The sequence below is a fragment of the Rhizorhabdus argentea genome, assembly GCF_037861105.1.
GTDB lineage: Bacteria > Pseudomonadota > Alphaproteobacteria > Sphingomonadales > Sphingomonadaceae > Rhizorhabdus > Rhizorhabdus argentea.
The window spans coordinates 24,326-42,478 of record NZ_JBANFK010000019.1 but is presented as its reverse complement, the minus strand read 5'-3'; the positions used below and the strand labels follow the sequence as shown (position 1 = coordinate 42,478).

Here is an 18,153-nt window from a genome sequence, read left to right as displayed (position 1 = left end):
ATGTGGAGCTGATCGACCGGATGCGCAGCTCCGGCGGAGGCTGCCGAACTGCAAATTCACACGTAAGGAACGCGCTCGTGGTCAACCTCGACCCAGCATCGCGCCTCGATGTCCGCTATAATAAGCCCGACAATCTCTTCGGCATCGGACTAAGTCGGCCGATCCATTGCAGCCCTCAACTCCGTACGATAGCGAAGGCTTGGATGGGAGACCGCTGATGGAGACGATCGGGCGTGACCTGCGCGAGATGCAGCGCATTCCGTTGGAGCCGTCCCATGTTGCGGCCATCCGTGCTGCGGGGACGAGGAGGCAGTACAAGAAGGGTGCCTTGCTGGCCGAGGTAGGCGCCTTGGCCGATCGCTTCGTCTATGTCGAGCAAGGCGAGGTCGAGATCATGAACCCGTTCACGGGGGAGCGGCTGGTGCCCTCGACGCTCGGTCCCACCCAGTTCATGGCCGAGATCTCGCTCCTTTCCGGCGGCAGCTGGTCGATGCCGATGCGGGCGGCGAGCGATACGGTGGTCGTGGAGGTTCCGCGGCGCGAGATGCTGCGGCTGATGTCCGCCGTCCCGGAGATGTCGGACATCATCATCACCGTGCTGGCGGCGCGTCGGCGGCGGCATCTCGAGTCGGGCGACGGCATGCTGGTATTGGTCGGCGAGGAGAGCGACCGTGCTATCAGGAGAGTTGCCGAGTTCGCGGCGCGCAACCGTGTGCCGTACCGTTCTTATACGATCGGGAGCGCGGAGGCCGCCGCGGTCGCGGCCAGCTGCGGGACCGGGCCCGAAGCCCCTGTGGTCGTGTTCGGCCGTGACCTGGTGGTCGCCGATCCCTCCCCGGAAAAAGTTGCGCGTCTGCTCGGGCTCGACCAGGACTTGCCGGAGGAGGATTCATTCGATGTGCTGATCGTCGGGGCGGGCCCGGCGGGGGTGGCGGCCGGTGTCTATGCCGGTGCCGAGGGGCTGCGGGCGCTAGTCGTGGACGACACCGCGATCGGCGGACAGGCGGGCATGTCGAGCCGGATCGAAAACTACATGGGCTTTCCGACCGGCATCTCTGGCGCCGATCTTGTCTGGCGAGGCGAAATCCAGGCCATGAAGTTCGGGACACGCTTCGTCATGCCGCGTCGGGTTTCGTCGCTCGAACAGCTGGCTGACGGCGACTTTTGCGCGACGTTCCCGAACGGTCAGCGCATCCGCGCGACCGCTGTCGTAGTTGCGACAGGCGTTCAGTATCGCCGTCTGCCTATTGATCGACTTGCCGAACTGGAGGGCGCCGGTATCTACTACGCCGCGACCGAGAACGAGGCGCGCTTCTGTCGCGATGGAGAGGTCGTGGTGATTGGCGGCGGGAACTCGGCCGGACAGGCTGCGATGTTTCTCAGCCGCGTGGCAAGGCATGTGCGGCTGCTCGTTCGCGGGAATACGCTTGCGACATCCATGTCGCATTATCTGTCGAGCAGGCTGGAAGCCGATCCAGCCGTCACCATCGAATATGGCGCCCGTGTCGCGAAACTGCACGGCGACGAGGCGCTGGAGGCGGTGACGATCCGCAACCCGCGCGGGGACCGGACATTGGAGACCTGCGCGATGTTCGTGATGGTCGGCGCCGCGCCGAACACGAACTGGCTATCGGGCCTGGTCGCACTGGACGACAAAGGTTTTGTGCTTACTGGCGAGGCGGTCGGGGCAATGTCGCCCTACGCAACTTCTCGGCCGGGCATTTACGCCGTTGGCGATGTACGGGCGGGCTCGACCAAGCGAGTTGCTTCGTCCGTCGGCGAAGGCTCGGTCGTCATCTCCAAAGTCTGGGAGTATGTGCGGGGCTGAGACAGCGCGTATCTCATCTGCGTTCCGTGCAGATCTTGTGAGGCCGCCCTTAGCCGAGGATCGGTGCGGGCATGCGGTCAAACCTACACCGCTCCGTGGGAGACGATCCAGCAGGCCATCACGGCTCTAAGCCGGCCGCACCCGGAAGGCTCAGAAGCAAGCCGCTAGAATGCTGCTGACAACGCGAGATTATCGATTGCTCTCACGGAAGATGCAACGGAAACCGATATGCGTGGTTGCAGTGTCCATCATTTCAGGGTGCCGTGCGGCTGGGCGATACCGCTGGCAGTAGTTGGCTGCGCAGAGATGCGAGCCTCCCTTGATGACTTTCCTTCCGATGCGGAGGTCGGGATGGGCAGGGTCAAAGCTGTTGTTTAGCGTACCGCCTCGCGGGTTGCTAAGAGTACAGCATGACCTACTTGCTCTTTTTTTGCGCAACTCTGCGCCGTCGCTCCACCAATCGCGAGTCCACTCCCATGTGTTTCCGATCATATCAAAAAGACCGTAAGCATTCGACGGGAAAGTTTTAACCGGTGAAGTGCGCTCCCAGCCATCGAGGCATTGGTTGGCGAAAGGAAACATGCCCTGCCAATAGTTGGCCATCATCTGGCCATCAGGCGCCAGTTCATCCCCCCACGCATAGTCCTTTCCGTCGAGGCCGGCGCGTGCAGCATATTCGAATTCAGCCTCTGTCGGTAGATCCTTGCCGGCCCATTTCGCATAAGCGAGGGCATCCTTATAAGCGACATGTACGACCGGATGGTCCCATAGATCGAGAGCGTCGAGGTCGCCGTCGGCGCCCAACGGCTGCCTCCAACAGGCACCGAATTCAAAGTGCCACCAGTCCTGCGGCTCAACCGCTCTTGCTAGCATTGCTGGCTCTCGAAAGACGAGCGACCCAGCGCGATCCATGCCATCAAGCAGCCCAGGGTAACTCTTCGGGTCAGGCGCGATTTCCGCAACGGTAACATGGCCGGTCGCATCCACGAAATCGGCGAACTGCCGATTGGTGACCGGCGTCTCGTCCAACCAGAAGGAATCAACAGCCACTCGGCGGATTGGCGCCTCTTCGGGATAGAAATTTTCCGAGCCCATTGAGAACGCGCCGCCTGGCACGAACACCATTCCGGTGAGTCTGGTAGCCGACGCGCCGCCCTTGCCTTGCACGCGGCTCCCTACGTGATGGTTTTTCATCTGGCTAATGGCCCGCCGACACCGAGAAGAGTGGCCCTCCTCATCAGCAACTGCATCGCAGACGCGCCATACTGAGCTTCGCTACCATATCGAAAAGACCGTCGGTGGGTGATCCCGACCACCCCACAAGCAGGGGAAAACATGCCGAGCGGAGGACCAATGGTCCACAGTCATACTCTTCATCCTATCGATCGTCATCATCCGACGTATTTTGTCGATCAGGTTATTTTTAGCCACTGCGTTTCTCGCCGGGGTCATCTGAGTTTGATGACAACTTCCTGAATCTGTCCACCGAAACGGGCGGGAGACTGATAGTCTTCGCTAACCGGGGTCTGGCTATCCGTGCCAACACCAAATGGTTCATCGAGTGGCATAGCTCTAAGCAACCTGCTCACATTGCCCTTCGCTGCCACTTGGCCATCAATCCTGAGCGTGACGATCGCCGCCGGCGTGAGGTTATTACCTGCATGGGCGAAATCGACCGATACCTTATGAATCCCGGGGGACAAGGCATTCTCCGCCGACAGGCTGAAGAGATAAGGCGGCACGGCATTGTAGCTGAAGGTGACTTTGCCATCCTTGAGATGCAAGCTATAGCCGCCGAAACGTCCCCCAGCGGCAACGATAACCCCCGACTGGCGGACCTGCGTTACCGTGAATGTTGCGTCAATGGTGAAGGAACGGCTCAGCACCGGAGGCGCCGCTTCAGCAGGGATGTTTTCGACATCAGAGCGATAGACGAAATCGGTGCGCCCGGCCGTCGCTCTGGGCCGATCGAAACCATGCGCATGGATTGGCAGGATTTGGTTGGCCGCGGCCTCCTTGAGGAACAGATCCTGCAGCACTTTTAGCTTGGCCGGTTGCGCCTTGGCAAGATCATGCGCCTCGCTGAAGTCCCGGGCGACATTGTAAAGCTCCCACTGTCGATCCTGAATATTCGCCGTCTTCTGAAGATCCTTCATCTGCCAGGGCAAATATATGGGCCGTGTAGCAGCCACCCAACCATCATTGTAGATCGCCGCGTTCTGGACCATCTCAAATACTTGTGTATGCCTATTCGACGGAGCCGCAGGGTCGGTGAAGGTATATTTCAAGCTGATGCCGTCGATCGGCTGCTGGTCGATACCTTGGACTTGCTTTGGCGCCGAAACGCCCGTCGCCTCAAGAATCGTCGGAACAATGTCTGAGACATGCGAAAACTGCGGGCGCACGCCACCCGTCGATGTAATATGTCCGGGCCAGGAAATCACCAGACCGTTGCGTGTACCGCCGAAATGGGATGCGGCCTGCTTGTACCATTGAAAAGGGGTGTTCATTGCCCAGGCCCAGCCCGCCGGATAGATATTATATGTCTTGGGGCCACCGATCTCGTCGATATGCTGAAGCGCATAGCCAAGGTCGTCGGGCGGATTGCCCGTGATCCATGATTGTTCGGCTAGATGCCCCTCCGGCCCCCCTTCGCCGGAAGAGCCATTGTCACCCTGGATGAAGACTATCATCGTATTGTCCAGCTGGCCGCTTTCGCGCAGCGCCGCGACTATGCGGCCGACCTGGGCATCAAAATAAGCCAGCTGCGCCGCATAGGCCTCCATGAACCTTCCAGCCACGCGCTTGCGCTCGCCGGAAAGAGAATCCCATGCGGGGATTTCAGAGCCGCGGGGCGGGAGGTCAGTGCCGGCGGGAATGATCCCCATTTTCTTCTGGCGGAGATAGGTCTCTCTCCTGAGGAGGTCCCATCCCATGCTGAACTTGCCTCGGAACTTCGCCATCCATTCGGCGGGCGCGCTGTTTGGCGCGTGTGCGGTGCCGCTGGCGAGATACACAAAAAACGGCTTAGCCGGTGCCACGGCATGTTGTTGCTGAATCCACGAAATCGTGCGGTTCGCCAGATCCTTATCGAGGATATAATCGGGGTCGTTGGCCGGCGGCTCGATCGGGCTCGTATTTTCGAAAAGCCGGGGCTGCCACTGGTTCGCGTCCCCGTTGAGAAAGCCGTAATAATATTCGAATCCCAAGCCGGTCGGCCAGCGGTCAAACGGACCTGCGGGGGTGAGTTCCCAGGGTGGCGTGATATGCGCCTTGCCGAACATCGCGGTATTGTAGCCGCTCTCCTTCAGGATCTCGGCCACGGTCGCCGCCGATTTGGGCAGCACGCCGGTATAGCCGGGATAAGGGGTCGGAAAGTCGGTCAACACGCCCATGTTGACATTATGAGGATAGCGACCGGTCAGGAGCGACGCTCGGGTCGGCGAGCAGATCGCGGCCGTGTTGAAATTATTATATCGCGCGCCTTCCTTGGCGAGCGCATCCAGCGTTGGCGTGGGTATCGGACCGCCAAAAGTTCCGCTTGCGCCGAAGCCGACATCATCAGTCATGATGATCAGGACATTGGGGGCGCCGATAGGAGCCTTGGGCGTCTGAGGCCAGCCCGAGGCGGCTTGAGATGTCCCGTCGCCTATCGCAGGCGTTGAGCCGGAAATTTGGGCGCTAGCCGTGCCCGGCCCTAGCAGGGCCATCCACATGCATGCCAACGGTCCGAATTGGCGAAGGGCCATCACATACTCTCCAGCTCAAATTGTTCCAGCGCATAGCTGCCTCGACGCGATCCATTGGCGTCCAGCGAACTGCGTCGCACCCGGAGACGCTCGTCCCGGCAACTCCATCGATCGTCTATGATCCAGCGGTGCCGATTAGCCCTAGCCTGCTTGCCAAGTGCTGCCCCGCAGCCCACGTGCAGTTCCGCCACCTGAGCAACCTCGCTTCTTTCCGCGCGACACCAGCCGCCACCGAATTATCGGTGGCGGCTGGTGGAAGAGTCCTATGTGAGATCCTCGGTCAAAAACGGAACGTCCCCTCGACGCCAAACGTACGCGGTGGTGCCCAGTTTCCCTGGCCTTGATTGACGGCCGACTGGTAGAGATACGAAACCTTGTAGTTCCTATTGCCGATATTCTTCACGTAACCGCGCAGTATCAAGCCGTTATCAGGAAAGGTGTAAGTGACGAACAGGCTCTGGGTGTCATAGGCGCCCTGTACAGCGTCGGGCCGTTCAAACTCGCTGAAGTGAAGCTTGCCGCTGAAGAACGTTTCGCCGCGAAGCAGCAGGCTACCGCCGTTCTGCATTTTCCACAGATATTGAAGCCCGACGTTCAGCGAATAGGGCGCCGCCCGGTTCAGCCAGTTGCCCGACACGTCGGTAAATCGATCGGCAAGGGGCCGCGGGTCGGACGCGCTACACGCTCCGACGAACGCTGTCTCGTTGCAGTTCTCAAAATCCTGGTACTTCGCCGACTGCACCATTCCCGCGGCATCAAGCTGCAGATTTTCGGCCAACAGCGCGGTCAGTGAGACTTCAGCCCCGTAAATCTTGGCAGCTGCGGCATTATCTACCTGCAAGTTACCGACACCGACTATCTTTTGCACCTGCAAATTCGCAATCTTATAGTGATAGCCCGAGAGGTTGAAGCGCACGTGGTTGTTCAACAGCCTCGTCTTGATCCCAGCTTCTAAAGCAGTGATCTTTTCAGGATCGAACTCGTCGCGGCAGCTATTTGAAGCAAAGCCGCCCGACTTGAACCCTCGGGACCACTGACCGTACAACATCGCATCATCGGCAACGTCAAATTGCGCGCCGAACCGGGGCGTCCACGCTTCCCAATCCCTGTCGACCGGCACCAGCGGGCAGTTGACAACACCGCTGACGCGTCGCGTTTGCTTCGATGTCTTCTCGTCGCGGTTGAAACGAATTCCCCCCAGCAAACGGAAGCGGTCGCTGACGGAGAAGGTATGGTCAGTGAAGGCAGCATAAGACTTCGACAGAATCTTGTTGTAACTGTCGAACACGGCGCCGAACCCCGGAAGCCTGAAGTCGGTTAGCGACCGCCCCAGGAAGTCGTCGTTATAGTAGAACAAGCCGAAGACAGATTTCACCCTGCCATCCAGCCAATTTGCGTTTAGGTTGAACTCCTGCGTAAAGGTCTCGCTGTTTAGCCTCTGGTGGACAGGAATGCTGGCAGTACCGCTGGCGTCAAGGTCGATCAGCATATCGTCCCGGAACGTCTGGTAGCCAGTGAGCGACTTTAAAGAAATGTCGTCGGTAATGTTCAAAGTCATCACCGCGGAGCTTTGAAAATATTTGGTATGCGTCCGGGAATTCAGCTCCGAGAATGTTTCGTGCGGCCTGAACGACTGCGGGGCGAGAAACGCCTGGAACACCGGGGTAGTGGCCGGGGCGAATGCCGACACGACCGGCGTGGTGCGCGTGTCGAGGTAGATCGCGTCCAATTCGATTTTGACGCCAAGGTCGGCGTCAACCGCAACGCGACCTCCGTAGGTTCGGTTGGTCTCGAACCGTGACAGCGGCGCATCGGGTCGAAGATTCCTGGTGAAGCCCTTGGCCTGCTTATCGAAAATTCCGGAAACCAAGACACCGACCCTGTCTGACACCGGACCACTGACGCGAGCCTGCCCGCCAAAGCGCTCGAAGTTTCCGGCCCGGGCGGACACCTCGCCTTGAAACTCCTTGCCGGGACGCTTCAGAATGTAGTTGATGACGCCGCCGGTGGCGTTACGGCCATACAAGGTTCCCTGCGGGCCCGACACCACCTCGACTCGCTCAAGATCGGCCATTGCCGAATCCACCGAGCGCGAACGCGACTGATAGATACCGTTGATGTGCGTTGCGACGGAGGGATCCTCCGCGCCCGAAGTCACGCCGGTGCTGATGCCGCGCAGAGTGATCAGGCTCGTACCGTAATATTCACCGACGACCAGCGACGGCACCTCGCTTTGCAGGCCGGCGACGTTGTTGATCTGGCGTGTCTCCAAAGCCTCGCTATTGAGCGCAGTAATGGTCGCCGGAACTTTCTGGAGGTTCTCCGCGCGCTTCTGCGCGGTCACGACGATCTCCTGGATGCCGCCTTCCTGAGGAGCATCAGCGGCAGATACCGTCGGGCTCTGAGCGAGAGCTGAAGCGCTCGAGAAAAGTGCAACGGCCACTGAGGTTGCCCCCATGAGCCTTCGCAAAAAAACGCGATCGTTGCGCATGATTCATTATCCTCCCTGTGAAAATATAATACCGACTTCCCGCGAGCCTCATATCGGCTCGACTGGGTATCGCCCGCCTGCGCCAGTTGCCCAGATCGGGCGCCAATGGCGCGTGCAGGCCATCAGTGCCTTGAACAGGGCGACCATGTCCAACTAATGCGCTCGTTTTAATTCAGCCGCGAACGCTCGTCAAGGGACAAGAATCGACTCGTGGGGAGCCCTCTCGCTGGCGCGCTGTCTGCCATGCCTGGGCTGCCATAGAAGCCTTTCTTGAACGTGGGCTTTGGGCAGCTATCGCGGCGCTCACGACCCGGAGTGGGCGACTTAGATTGGCCGCGTTTTTGGCAGCACGATCAATTATCTTCTCTACACCCGGTGTTATCGAGAAAATGCTTTCGGTGCGTATTAGGTCTTGCCAGTAGGCGGGCGAATCATTCTAAAACGCTGGCATGATTTGGTGTGAATTTCTGAGGATCGAAGCGCGGCAGGACCTGATCGAGTTGGCTCGAGCCAGATCGGCAGCGCATCGCTGGCGGTGGGGCGGGGCGGGTTGACCTGCCGCCTGGGCGAAGAGCGGCAGGACAGGCTGATCGCCTCGACCGGTGAGACGCCACTGCGCAGCATGCCTGATTGATTAAGATCGCCTTTAACTATGTTTCGCCTGGGCGAAAAATCTGCGACGACAGGGGATAGAAATTGCAAAAGAAAGCTGCACATGCCCCGACCCGGGGGGCGGACGCGAAGGAGAAGGTCATCCTTGCCGGCGAAGAGTTGTTCGGCTTGCACGGCGTGGAGGGAGTCTCTCTGCGTCGAATTGGAAGTCAAGCGGAGCAGCGCAATTTTGCTGTGGTTCAGTATCATTTTGGCGATAAAGACACCCTGTTGCGCGCGATTGTCGAATATCGCCGAACCAGAATCGACTTGCGTCGTAGGAGATTATTCGAAAATTGGCAGACAACTCCGAAGAACAGCGATCTCTTTCAGATTTTGTTTTCTATAGTGTGTCCAATATTTGAGGTGCGGAGCGAGTCGGGGACCTATACATTTGCCCGATTTCTAAACGCCGTATTGAGCAGCCCCCTATTTGGACCGTCGTGGCTATCCAATACCCCATTGGGAGAATTTACGGACGAAATACTGATCAATTTGAGGAGGCTGTGCGACGAGCCCTCCGATGAAAAGTGGAGCACCCGGTTACGGTTACTTACGCGATTTATAGCAGCGGGTGCAGTAGATCCATATGTTGAAAATGCCGGCTCAAACGGGTTTAAATATATAGTGGAAGAATTAGTTAGAGATAGTGCAGCAATAATTTTGGCTCGTTCATTTATAGGTGACAGGGTGAGCGGCCTTTGGATGGATTGATACGCGTAATGTTGCATTAGAGAAGACATGTCGTATCATCTTGCCATATTTGCTCTCGGCACTCCCTCGTCGCTTCAGCATGTGAGGGCCACGCCGCTCGGCTCCAGAATTGGTTTTCGCCCTTCGCTGGCCATGGCCGTGCTCGGCAGCGGGCCATTGGCCTTTCAGCGCCAAAATGCCAGGGGTTGGGCCGCATGGGAGCTGGCGCCGGTCCGACGACATGCCCATCATGAGTTTATCTCTGTCTCTTGACGGCGAGGCAAAATCGATTAAGACGGCCGCATTAAACCTTCATGACTAGCGCACCCATCAGACGGTGAAGCAAGAGGGCGTTGAGTAAGAACAGACGAGGCAGGTGCTGGCTTGGCCGGCCTCGGAAAGTCGTGAGAGAACGGCCCAACACAAAAGCAATGATGAGGACACGTCACACCCGGGGCCATCGCCATGATGACAAGGCCGCCACGCCTCGACCACAGCAAGCGCGGATGGAGCAGCCGGTTTACAACTGGTCTCCTGCACCGGTCCTATCGTCGATCCGCTTCTATAGCGCCAAGGCGCGCCTGAAATGGAAGGGAAGCGCCTAATGAACGTCCGGTTCTGGAGTTCGCTTGGCTGAGCCGGAATGACTGCCATCGGGCGTGTTGCCGCCGCTATCGGCCGATCGCACCGAAGCGGCCGCTCGCGACCAAACCCGGCCATTCGGTTACCGGCCGTCATGCGCCTGCTCCCAACAGATGCGGCCGTTCACCTATCGTGAAGGGCCACGGGCCAAAACTACGCCGTTCAGTCTAACCCTGATGATTTCCGGAAGCTGCCGGTCGTTGTTGATGGCAAACAGGCATCGAACAGCGTAAGCAGCTTATGAGCGATCAGCGCCGTGGTAGCGGTGGAGCTCCGCTTTTGCGTTTTTATGCACACGGTTAGGCTGAAAAGTAATTCGTCGCTGCGAATTTACGCGTTCGGCCTCTGCGATAAGTCTTGTCGAACGCGTTCCCGTTCAAGCGCGTGATCGCGCAACGATAGCTCGAAAAATCGCAGCCACGGGACATAAGGCGCATGTGGCGCGGGCCCAGCCATTTCGGGTCACGCGGGTTTGGGCGTGTGCTGGATTATCACACTGGCGAGCTTTTCGCTGAGTTCCGCGAGATGGTCGAAGCGCGTCTCGTAGTGCGCCATGCCCTGGCTCAATGATCGTAGTTCAGGCTCCAGTCCGGGAAGTTCAGCTTCGGGCAGCAGGAACTCGATCACGTCCCAGCGAGACCAGCCTTCCAGCGGCGCTATCCCTAGCACCTGGCCGCGTCGGCCGGTCGCCGCAGACGTGATCCGCGAAACGGCGCTGCTCGGCGTCCGAACGGTAACGTGTGCGAGCGGCTCGAGCAGATATGGCGCGGCCTCGGCCAGAGCTTCCGCCATCGCGATCCGACCGGCGGTGCGAAAGGCGAGTTCCGAACTGTCGACGGAATGATAGGAACCGTCGAGCAGTGCAACCGCGACGTCGACAACCGGAAAGCCGAATGGCCCGCGCATCATTGCATCGCGCACGCCATGCTCGACGGCCGGGATCCATTGCCGGGGGATCGCGCCCCCGGTGATCCGTTCCTCGAACCGAAAGCCGTCGCCGCGCTCGATCGGGCGGAGCTCGATGATAACATCGCCGAACTGGCCATGGCCGCCGGATTGCTTCTTGTGGCGGCCATGCTTCGTCACCGTCTTGCGGATCGTTTCCTTATAGGCGACCGCCGGCTGACGCGCCGTTATGACAACGCCGTAACGTCGTTTCAGGCGTGCCTGGACGACGGCCAGATGCTCGTGATTGAGCCCGCGGAGCAGCGTCTCCTGCGTCGCCTCATCAAGCCCCCAGCCCACGCCGGGATCCTCTTCCACCAGTCGATTGAGCGCTGTCGACAGCCGCACCTCGTCCTTATGGTCGGTGACGGTAATGGCTAGCGCGCAATTGCCTAGTGGCCGCTGCGCCCCATGTGCGACGGCATGTGGGCGCCCCGCTGAGCCGAGCCGGTCACCCGCCTGGACGGCCTCCGCCTTGGCGATGCCCACGATGTCGCCCGGCTCGGCGTGGTTGATCTTCGTGGTCGCCGCTCCATGCAGCGAGAATAAGGAGCCGATACGCATCGGATTCCCGTCGGGGCTTAACAGTTCGGCTCCCTCGGCGAGCGGCGCACCGAAGACGCGCGCGAGCGCCAGCCGGCCGACCGCGCTGCCATGTGTGACCTTGAAGACCTGCGCTGCTGCACCGTCGATACCAAGTCGATCCTCCGTCAGCGCGGCGACGGGCGTATCATGGCGGAGCATTTTGAGCAGGCGGCGGATGCCGAACCCATTGAGCGCCGAGCCAAACAAGATCGGTACGATCAGCCCCGCCGCAGTCTCACGCGCGAGATCGCCGAAGACGATGTCGGGGCTGGGCGCCTCGTCGTTCAACAATTGCTCAAGCAGCGCATCGTCGTGATCCGCCAGTTGTTCGAGCATGTGGAAGCGTGCCTCGGTCTCATCGCTCCGCAGATGAGTGGCCAGCGGGACCTGTGTCGAGCGGCGGCCCGGCTGATAATGATAAGCCCGCTCCAGCGCGAGATCGATAAAGCCGGCTACGCGTTCGCCGGCCCTGATCGGGATTTGCCGCGCCACCAGCGTCGTGGCGCTCAAGGGCTGGAGCGCGGCAAGCAGATCCTCGATGCTGCCGCTCGCCTGATCGATCTTGTTGACGAAAAGCGCGTGCGGGAGGCGGAGCGCTTCCAGTCGTCGCAACGTCGGTTCGACCAGCGGCGCACGCGCCGGATCGGGATCAATCACCACCAGCGCCAGATCGGCCACGGCCAGCGCCATTTCCGCGTCCGCCGCGAAGCCTGCGGAGCCGGGAGCATCGATCAGCGCATAGCCTTCCTTCATCCATTCGAAGCGCATTAGATTAAGCTCGGTCGAGCCTTTCCGCGCCCGGGCTTCCGGGCTGGCGTCGCCCACGCTGCTGCCGGCATCGACCGCGCCCAACCGGACGGTGGCCCCCGCCGCGAACAGCATGGCCTCGGCGAGGCTCGTCTTGCCTGTGCCGGCGGGCCCGACGATTGCGATAGCTCTGGTGCCGTGGACAGTCCCTTCCATCTCGATCTTCTCCTGCCTGCCTATTTCCCTTGCTGGGAATGGTCCGCTGGAATTGCGAGGATCGACCTCCACGCGCCCGAACGCAAGATCGATCGAGCGATCCAAATGCCCCTGCCGGTGCGGTGGCTCCTAAAACGGGATTTACCCTGCTTCAGCGATGGCGGCCTCCGGCCAGAAATGCTTTTAGAGCGCCGATCTACTGTCGACTCGACAGTGTCCGCTCCTGACAGATCCGGCCGTTGAGTGTCTTGGTCCTGGATGGCGGCTTTGTCCCAATAACGGCCACGAGCCGATAGTCCGGTCGATGGCGGCTTCCAGGATTCCGGCGAGCGCGACTGAAGGCCAAAAATGGGGCGCGAACCTGCCGATGCAATTCGCCGATCTCAACAACAGCTTACCGCGCGCAGGTCCCAATTCCGGACTGTCGGGATAGTCCGATGTGACGACCAGGGAGCGTCTCGAGCAAGGGATGATATCGCGATGGACGAGACAACGGATCCATGTCGTAGATCTTTCCGTGGAACATGTCGTCGCCCACCTTCTCCGCAGGGCCCTTCCCTTTCCATTTTAACAGCCCGGGTAGCCAGTAAACAGTTCGCCATTGTGAAGGGCGGCGGTTTGTCGGCACACAACACTAGTTCAAATGGGAAAGGACATGCGTGGGTCGATTTGAAGACAAGGTGGCTGTCGTTCTGGGAGCATCTGCGGCGCCCTTCTACGCGGTCTGAGTGCCGCAACATGAAGGGATCGTGATCAATCAAGGCAGCAGCCCCGCGCAGTCGCTGCGTAGCCGGTTCGTGCAGCTCAGGAGTTTGTGATGGTTGCTGATAAAATAGGCGTGGGAATGGTTGGGGTCACGCCAGGACGAAGCTGGGGAGCGCTGGCACATCTGCCTGCATTGGAGGTTCTACCCGATTTTGAAGTCACGGCGTTGAGCACCACCCGAATGGAAAGCGCACAGGCGGCAGCCGCGCATTTCGGCGTTCCAAGCGCCTATGAGGGCCATCAGAGCCTGATTGCGGCCGATGAAGTCGATCTTGTTGCCGTCGCGGTGAAGGTCCCCAGCCACTTCGAGATCGTCATGGCGGCCCTTCAGAAGGGCAAGGCGGTCTATTGCGAATGGCCGCTAGGCAACAGCGTCGCCGAGGCAGAACTGATGGCTGAGACAGCGAGGAAGGCGGGCGTCCGGAATTTTGTTGGCCTGCAGGCCCGGTCTTCGCCGCTCATCAATTACGTCCGCGACTTGGTGGCCGAAGGCTATGTCGGAGAAGTTCTGTCCACATCGATGATCGCGTCCGGGATCAATTGGGGCGCCGTCGTCGACCAGCGGGATGCTTACACGCAGAATCCCGCAAATGGCGCGACCATGCTCACCATTCCTTTCGGCCATAGCATCGATGCGCTATGTTATTGTCTTGGCGAACTCGTCGATGTCTCGGCGATTGAGACGATCCGCCGCCCTTCCTACACACTGCTCGAGGAAGGCATGTCGCTGCCGATCGGCGGCGCACCCCAATTCGCCGCCATCGGCAAGGGAGAAACGCTTCCGACGGGCGTCGCCGACCAGTTGGCCGTGCATGGACACCTGGAGAGCGGTGCGGTCGCAAGCCTGCATTTTCGCGGCGGATCGTCGCGAGGCACGAACCTCCTGTGGGAGATCAACGGCACGGAGGGTGACCTACAGATCACCGGTGTGGGCGGTCTCGTCGAGATGCTCGATCTCTACCTCGCCGGTGCACGCCACAACGAGTCCGACGTCACGCCGCTGCCCATCCCGGCGTCTTACGACCTGGCGCCCCAGGACGCGCCGGGCGGCTTCGCCGCCAATGTTACCCAGGCCTATGCGCGTGTGGCGCGAGATATGCGCGACGGTACGGCGCTCTGCCCGACGTTTGACGACGCCGCCAAGCGCCATCGTCTTCTCGATGCCGTCGCGCTGGCTGCGCGATCGGGAAAGCGAGTGACGATCGGCAGATGAAGACGCGAAATCAACCGCATTCGATCATGACAAGATGCCGAGCAACTCGGCAAACAGAAAACAAGAGGGGAGAGAATATATGTCGAAGATGGGGAAATTCCGGCACCTGTACGGAAAGATGAGCGTTGCCGCCTTGATTCTGGGCGGCGCTTCCGGACAGGCGATAGCTCAAGCGCAAACGCCCGCCACAGCTCAAGACTCCGGAATTGAAGAGATTGTCGTCACCGCGCAAAAGCGCTCCGAGAATCTTCAGGACGTGCCGATCTCGATACAGGCCTTCAATAACAGCTCACTTGAGCGGGCTGGCGTCCGGCAGATCGAAAACCTGCCTAATATCGTACCCGGCATAACGATCGGCCGGTCGGCTGGCGGCAGTTCCATCTTCATACGTGGTGTGGGCGCGACCGACAGCGCCTCGGGCCAGGAATCGCCGGTTTCGACCTATGTCGACGGCGTCTACATGCAGAGTGTCTGGTCGAATAACGCCGCCCTCAAAAATGTCGAGCGCGTGGAAGTTCTGAAGGGGCCGCAGGGTACCTTGTTCGGCCGCAACGCCACCGGCGGCCTCATCCACGTCGTCACGCGTGATCCTTCATCGACATCTGGCGGTGAAATGAGCTTCACCGCGGGCAATTACCAAACCTACGAAGTCAGCACCTACGCCACAACCGGGATAGCCGAGGGGCTGGCGGCCGATGTTACCGGCTATGTGCGCCGACAGGAACGCGGTTACGGCAAGAACCTGATCACCGGCAACGATGCGAATTTCAACAATGAAGCCACGGTACGTACGAAGTGGCAGTATAAGAGCGGCGATACCAACATAACGGCTTCGGCGGACTATTCGGACATCGATGATACGCGTGGCCTGAACCGCAACATCGTTCCCGGCGCGACGGGCGTTGGCCGCTCGACTTATTCCGGGAGCTACTACGATGTTAAGCACAACGTGGATTTCAGCCGCAAGACGAGAGCTTATGGCGGGTCATTGACGGTCGATCAGGATTTGGGCAGCGCAAGCCTGACCTCGATTTCGGCCGCACGTTGGGATCGCTCGCACTTTATCTTTGATAATGACATCGGGCCGGCACCGATCACCGTCGGTGATATTATCTACACGACCAAGACGCTCTCGCAGGAGCTCCGTATAGCATCCGCACCTAGCGATGGGATCAGTTGGATCGGCGGCCTGTTCTATTTCCGTAGTAACGCTGGCGCCGATTTGTCAGTGCTTGCCGGACCAAGCAAGATCCTTGCCGCGCACTTCGTCTCCCAACTGGTGACCAACTCCTATTCGGCATTCGGTGAAGTAGGAATTCCCATGTTCGGCCAGGGGAAGCTTACACTCGGCGGGCGCTACACTTCTGATCGTCGTACCGTCTCCGGTTTGATCGGCCTCAATCGATTGCCCGGCCTGAAAGCCTCGTGGAAACAGCCGACGTGGCGCATCGTCTATGATCATCATGTCAATGACGATGTAATGTTCTACGCTGGGTATAATCGCGGGTTCAAAAGCGGCAATTTCAATATTCTGCCCGCAAACCAGCCCGCTTATGCACCGGAAAAGATCGATGCTTACGAAATCGGCATCAAGACCAATCTCCTGGATGATCGCGTGCGGTTCAATATGTCGGCGTTCTACTACGACTATCGGGACCTGCAGGTACGGATCATATCCGCACTGACCACCAAGACCATCAACGCTGCCTCAGCGCGTATCAAGGGCGTCGAAGGCGAACTGACAGCAAAGGTTCTGCCGGGCCTGACGTTGAGCGCCGCAGGTGCCTATGTTCATGCCGATTACTCCTCGTTCAAGGCCGCGCCCGATTACCGGCCAGCCGTTATCGGCCAGTTCTGCCCCGGTGTGACCAGCGGCGCCCCGTCTTCGGGCGGCAATTGTCTCTATGGCATCGACGCTTCCGGCCGGCAACTGATCCGCTCGCCGCGTTTCTCGGGCAACGTCGGTGCGACACTGGTAGTGCCCAGTAGTGCCGGCGATTTCACCGCGGATGCCCGGCTCTCCTACCGTGACAGCTTTCCGTGGGAGCCGGCTGGGCGCATTCGGGCACCCGCAGCAACCCTGGTGAACGCCTCGCTAACCTGGAACTCCAAAGATTCGGGCCTGAGTGTTTCGGTTCGCGGTGACAACATCTTTGGTGAGAAATATCAGATTTATGGCGGATCCGTCGACGCAGGTGATTTCTATTCGGCGGGCGCACCTGGCATCTACAGCGTAACGGTGGGATTCAAATTCTGATGGCCACCACGGAGAGAGTACATGTCCATGTCAGCTAAATTCCTCGACAGAGTTGAAGCCGAGCATGAGATGCATCAGGTTCTGCGCCGATACTGCCGTTCGATGGACCGTATCGACGCCCCGCTTGGCTATACGGTTTGGCACGAAGACGGGCTGGCTGATTATGGACCGATTTTCCAGGGCACCGGCCGTGGGTTCATCGACTGGGTCTGCGAGTATCATCGGCCCATGGACGGGCAGTCGCACCAGATCGCGAACACGCTGATTTCTTGGAACGGCGAACGAGCGTTCAGTGAGACCTACGTCACCGTCGCACTCTTGCATCGGGAAGAAGGCCAGCAGGTCCTGACGACGGGACGCGGGCGCTATCTGGATGAGTGGTCCCATCGCGATGGGCGTTGGGCGATCGACCGCCGCCAATATGTCCACGACTTCGCGTTCACTCAGCCGGTGACTCCCATGATGGGCTGGGGTGCACGAGATCTGACCGACCCCTCATATGCCACACTTGGCGCCATCGGCGCCGCCTGAACAGAAATCTAGGAGAGCTGAAGATGTTTGTCGAACGTTATGGGCCATGCGCGGTGATAGCAGGCGGTTCGGATGGGATTGGTGCCGCTTTTGCCCGAGCGGCAGCCAAGCGCGGGCTCGACCTTGTTCTGATCGCCCGCAATGAGGGAACACTTTCATCGCTGGCCCAGGAAATCGAGAAAGAGCATCCGAAGGTCATGATCCGGACGCTGGCGGTCGATCTATCGTCACCATCCGCCGCAAAGGCGATCGAGTCGGCGACGGAAGATCTGGACGTCGGGCTGTTCATCTTCAATGTGGGATCCGAACCCTCATACGGCCCTTTCCTCGAGCATGACGAGGAGTGGGTAAATCAGCGAATGAACCGCAATTTCGTCGTAAAAGCGCAACTGACCCACCATTTCGGCCGCCGGATGGTGGCGCGCGGACGCGGCGGCATCATCCTCATGGGATCGATGTCTGGCTATTTCGGGAGCCCCGGTTTCGCCCTCTACTCGGCGAGCAAGGCTTATACTCGTTACTTGGCCGAAGGGCTTTGGCATGAACTCAAGGCGCACAATATCGACCTGCTCTGTCCGGTCGTAGGGCCGACCGTCACGCCGACCATGATACGCTCCTATGGAAAGCTTGAGGGCGCCGCCGATCCTGCCGACGTTGCGGAAACCGCGCTCGACAAGATTGCCGATGGCCCGGTGTGGGTCTCGGAGGAGATCGCTGGCCAGGTAGCGGCCATGGAAGCCATGCCACCTGCCGAGAGATCAAAATTAGCAGCGCACTGGGGCGAGGAGTTTGCTAAGAAGGGGATCAAGCCAACCAGCGCATGATCTGGAGAACGTGGCC

Annotated in this window: 10 protein-coding genes; 6 read left to right on the top strand and 4 right to left on the bottom strand. The window is 59.7% G+C overall.

The features are described from left to right. The first annotated feature begins 217 nt into the window (after positions 1-217). Positions 218-1,828, top strand: a complete 1,611-nt coding sequence (locus AAC645_RS15725; protein ID WP_340317384.1) for an FAD-dependent oxidoreductase — start codon at positions 218-220, stop codon at positions 1,826-1,828. A 189-nt stretch (positions 1,829-2,017) separates the two neighbouring features. Here AAC645_RS15725 and AAC645_RS15720 read toward each other — a convergent pair whose 3' ends face one another. From AAC645_RS15720 to AAC645_RS15710, 3 genes are all read right to left on the bottom strand, one after another. Then, positions 2,018-2,953 carry a formylglycine-generating enzyme family protein gene (locus AAC645_RS15720; RefSeq protein ID WP_340317424.1) on the bottom strand — a complete coding sequence of 312 codons (936 nt, stop codon included), beginning with the start codon at positions 2,951-2,953 and terminating at the stop codon, positions 2,018-2,020. Positions 2,954-3,276: 323 nt separating this feature from the next. Then, entirely contained in the window at positions 3,277-5,538 is a 2,262-nt protein-coding gene (locus AAC645_RS15715) for an arylsulfatase (RefSeq protein WP_422785846.1), read from the bottom strand. A 319-nt stretch (positions 5,539-5,857) separates the two neighbouring features. Continuing rightward, on the bottom strand, positions 5,858-8,068 hold the full coding sequence (locus AAC645_RS15710; protein WP_340317383.1) for a TonB-dependent receptor: 2,211 nt from the start codon (positions 8,066-8,068) through the stop codon (positions 5,858-5,860). Between the two features lie 696 nt (positions 8,069-8,764). On the opposite strand from AAC645_RS15710, the gene AAC645_RS15705 reads away from it, so the two are divergent. Continuing rightward, on the top strand, positions 8,765-9,433 hold the full coding sequence (locus AAC645_RS15705; protein WP_340317381.1) for a TetR/AcrR family transcriptional regulator: 669 nt from the start codon (positions 8,765-8,767) through the stop codon (positions 9,431-9,433). Positions 9,434-10,516: 1,083 nt separating this feature from the next. Here the strand turns inward: AAC645_RS15705 and AAC645_RS15700 are convergent. Next, the gene (locus AAC645_RS15700; protein WP_340317380.1) at positions 10,517-12,547 is read right to left on the bottom strand and encodes an elongation factor G; all 2,031 of its coding nucleotides are present in this window, start codon (positions 12,545-12,547) and stop codon (positions 10,517-10,519) included. A gap of 817 nt (positions 12,548-13,364) precedes the next feature. On the opposite strand from AAC645_RS15700, the gene AAC645_RS15695 reads away from it, so the two are divergent. From AAC645_RS15695 to AAC645_RS15680, 4 genes are all read left to right on the top strand, one after another. After that, positions 13,365-14,525, top strand: coding sequence for a Gfo/Idh/MocA family protein (locus tag AAC645_RS15695; RefSeq protein WP_340317379.1), 1,161 nt, complete (start codon positions 13,365-13,367; stop codon positions 14,523-14,525). 79 nt (positions 14,526-14,604) lie between these two features. After that, positions 14,605-16,782, top strand: a complete 2,178-nt coding sequence (locus AAC645_RS15690) for a TonB-dependent receptor (protein ID WP_340317377.1) — start codon at positions 14,605-14,607, stop codon at positions 16,780-16,782. A gap of 21 nt (positions 16,783-16,803) precedes the next feature. Further along, on the top strand, positions 16,804-17,313 hold the full coding sequence (locus AAC645_RS15685) for a nuclear transport factor 2 family protein (protein ID WP_340317375.1): 510 nt from the start codon (positions 16,804-16,806) through the stop codon (positions 17,311-17,313). A 23-nt stretch (positions 17,314-17,336) separates the two neighbouring features. Further along, positions 17,337-18,137, top strand: a complete 801-nt coding sequence (locus AAC645_RS15680; protein WP_340317373.1) for an SDR family NAD(P)-dependent oxidoreductase — start codon at positions 17,337-17,339, stop codon at positions 18,135-18,137. The last annotated feature ends 16 nt before the right edge of the window (positions 18,138-18,153 follow it).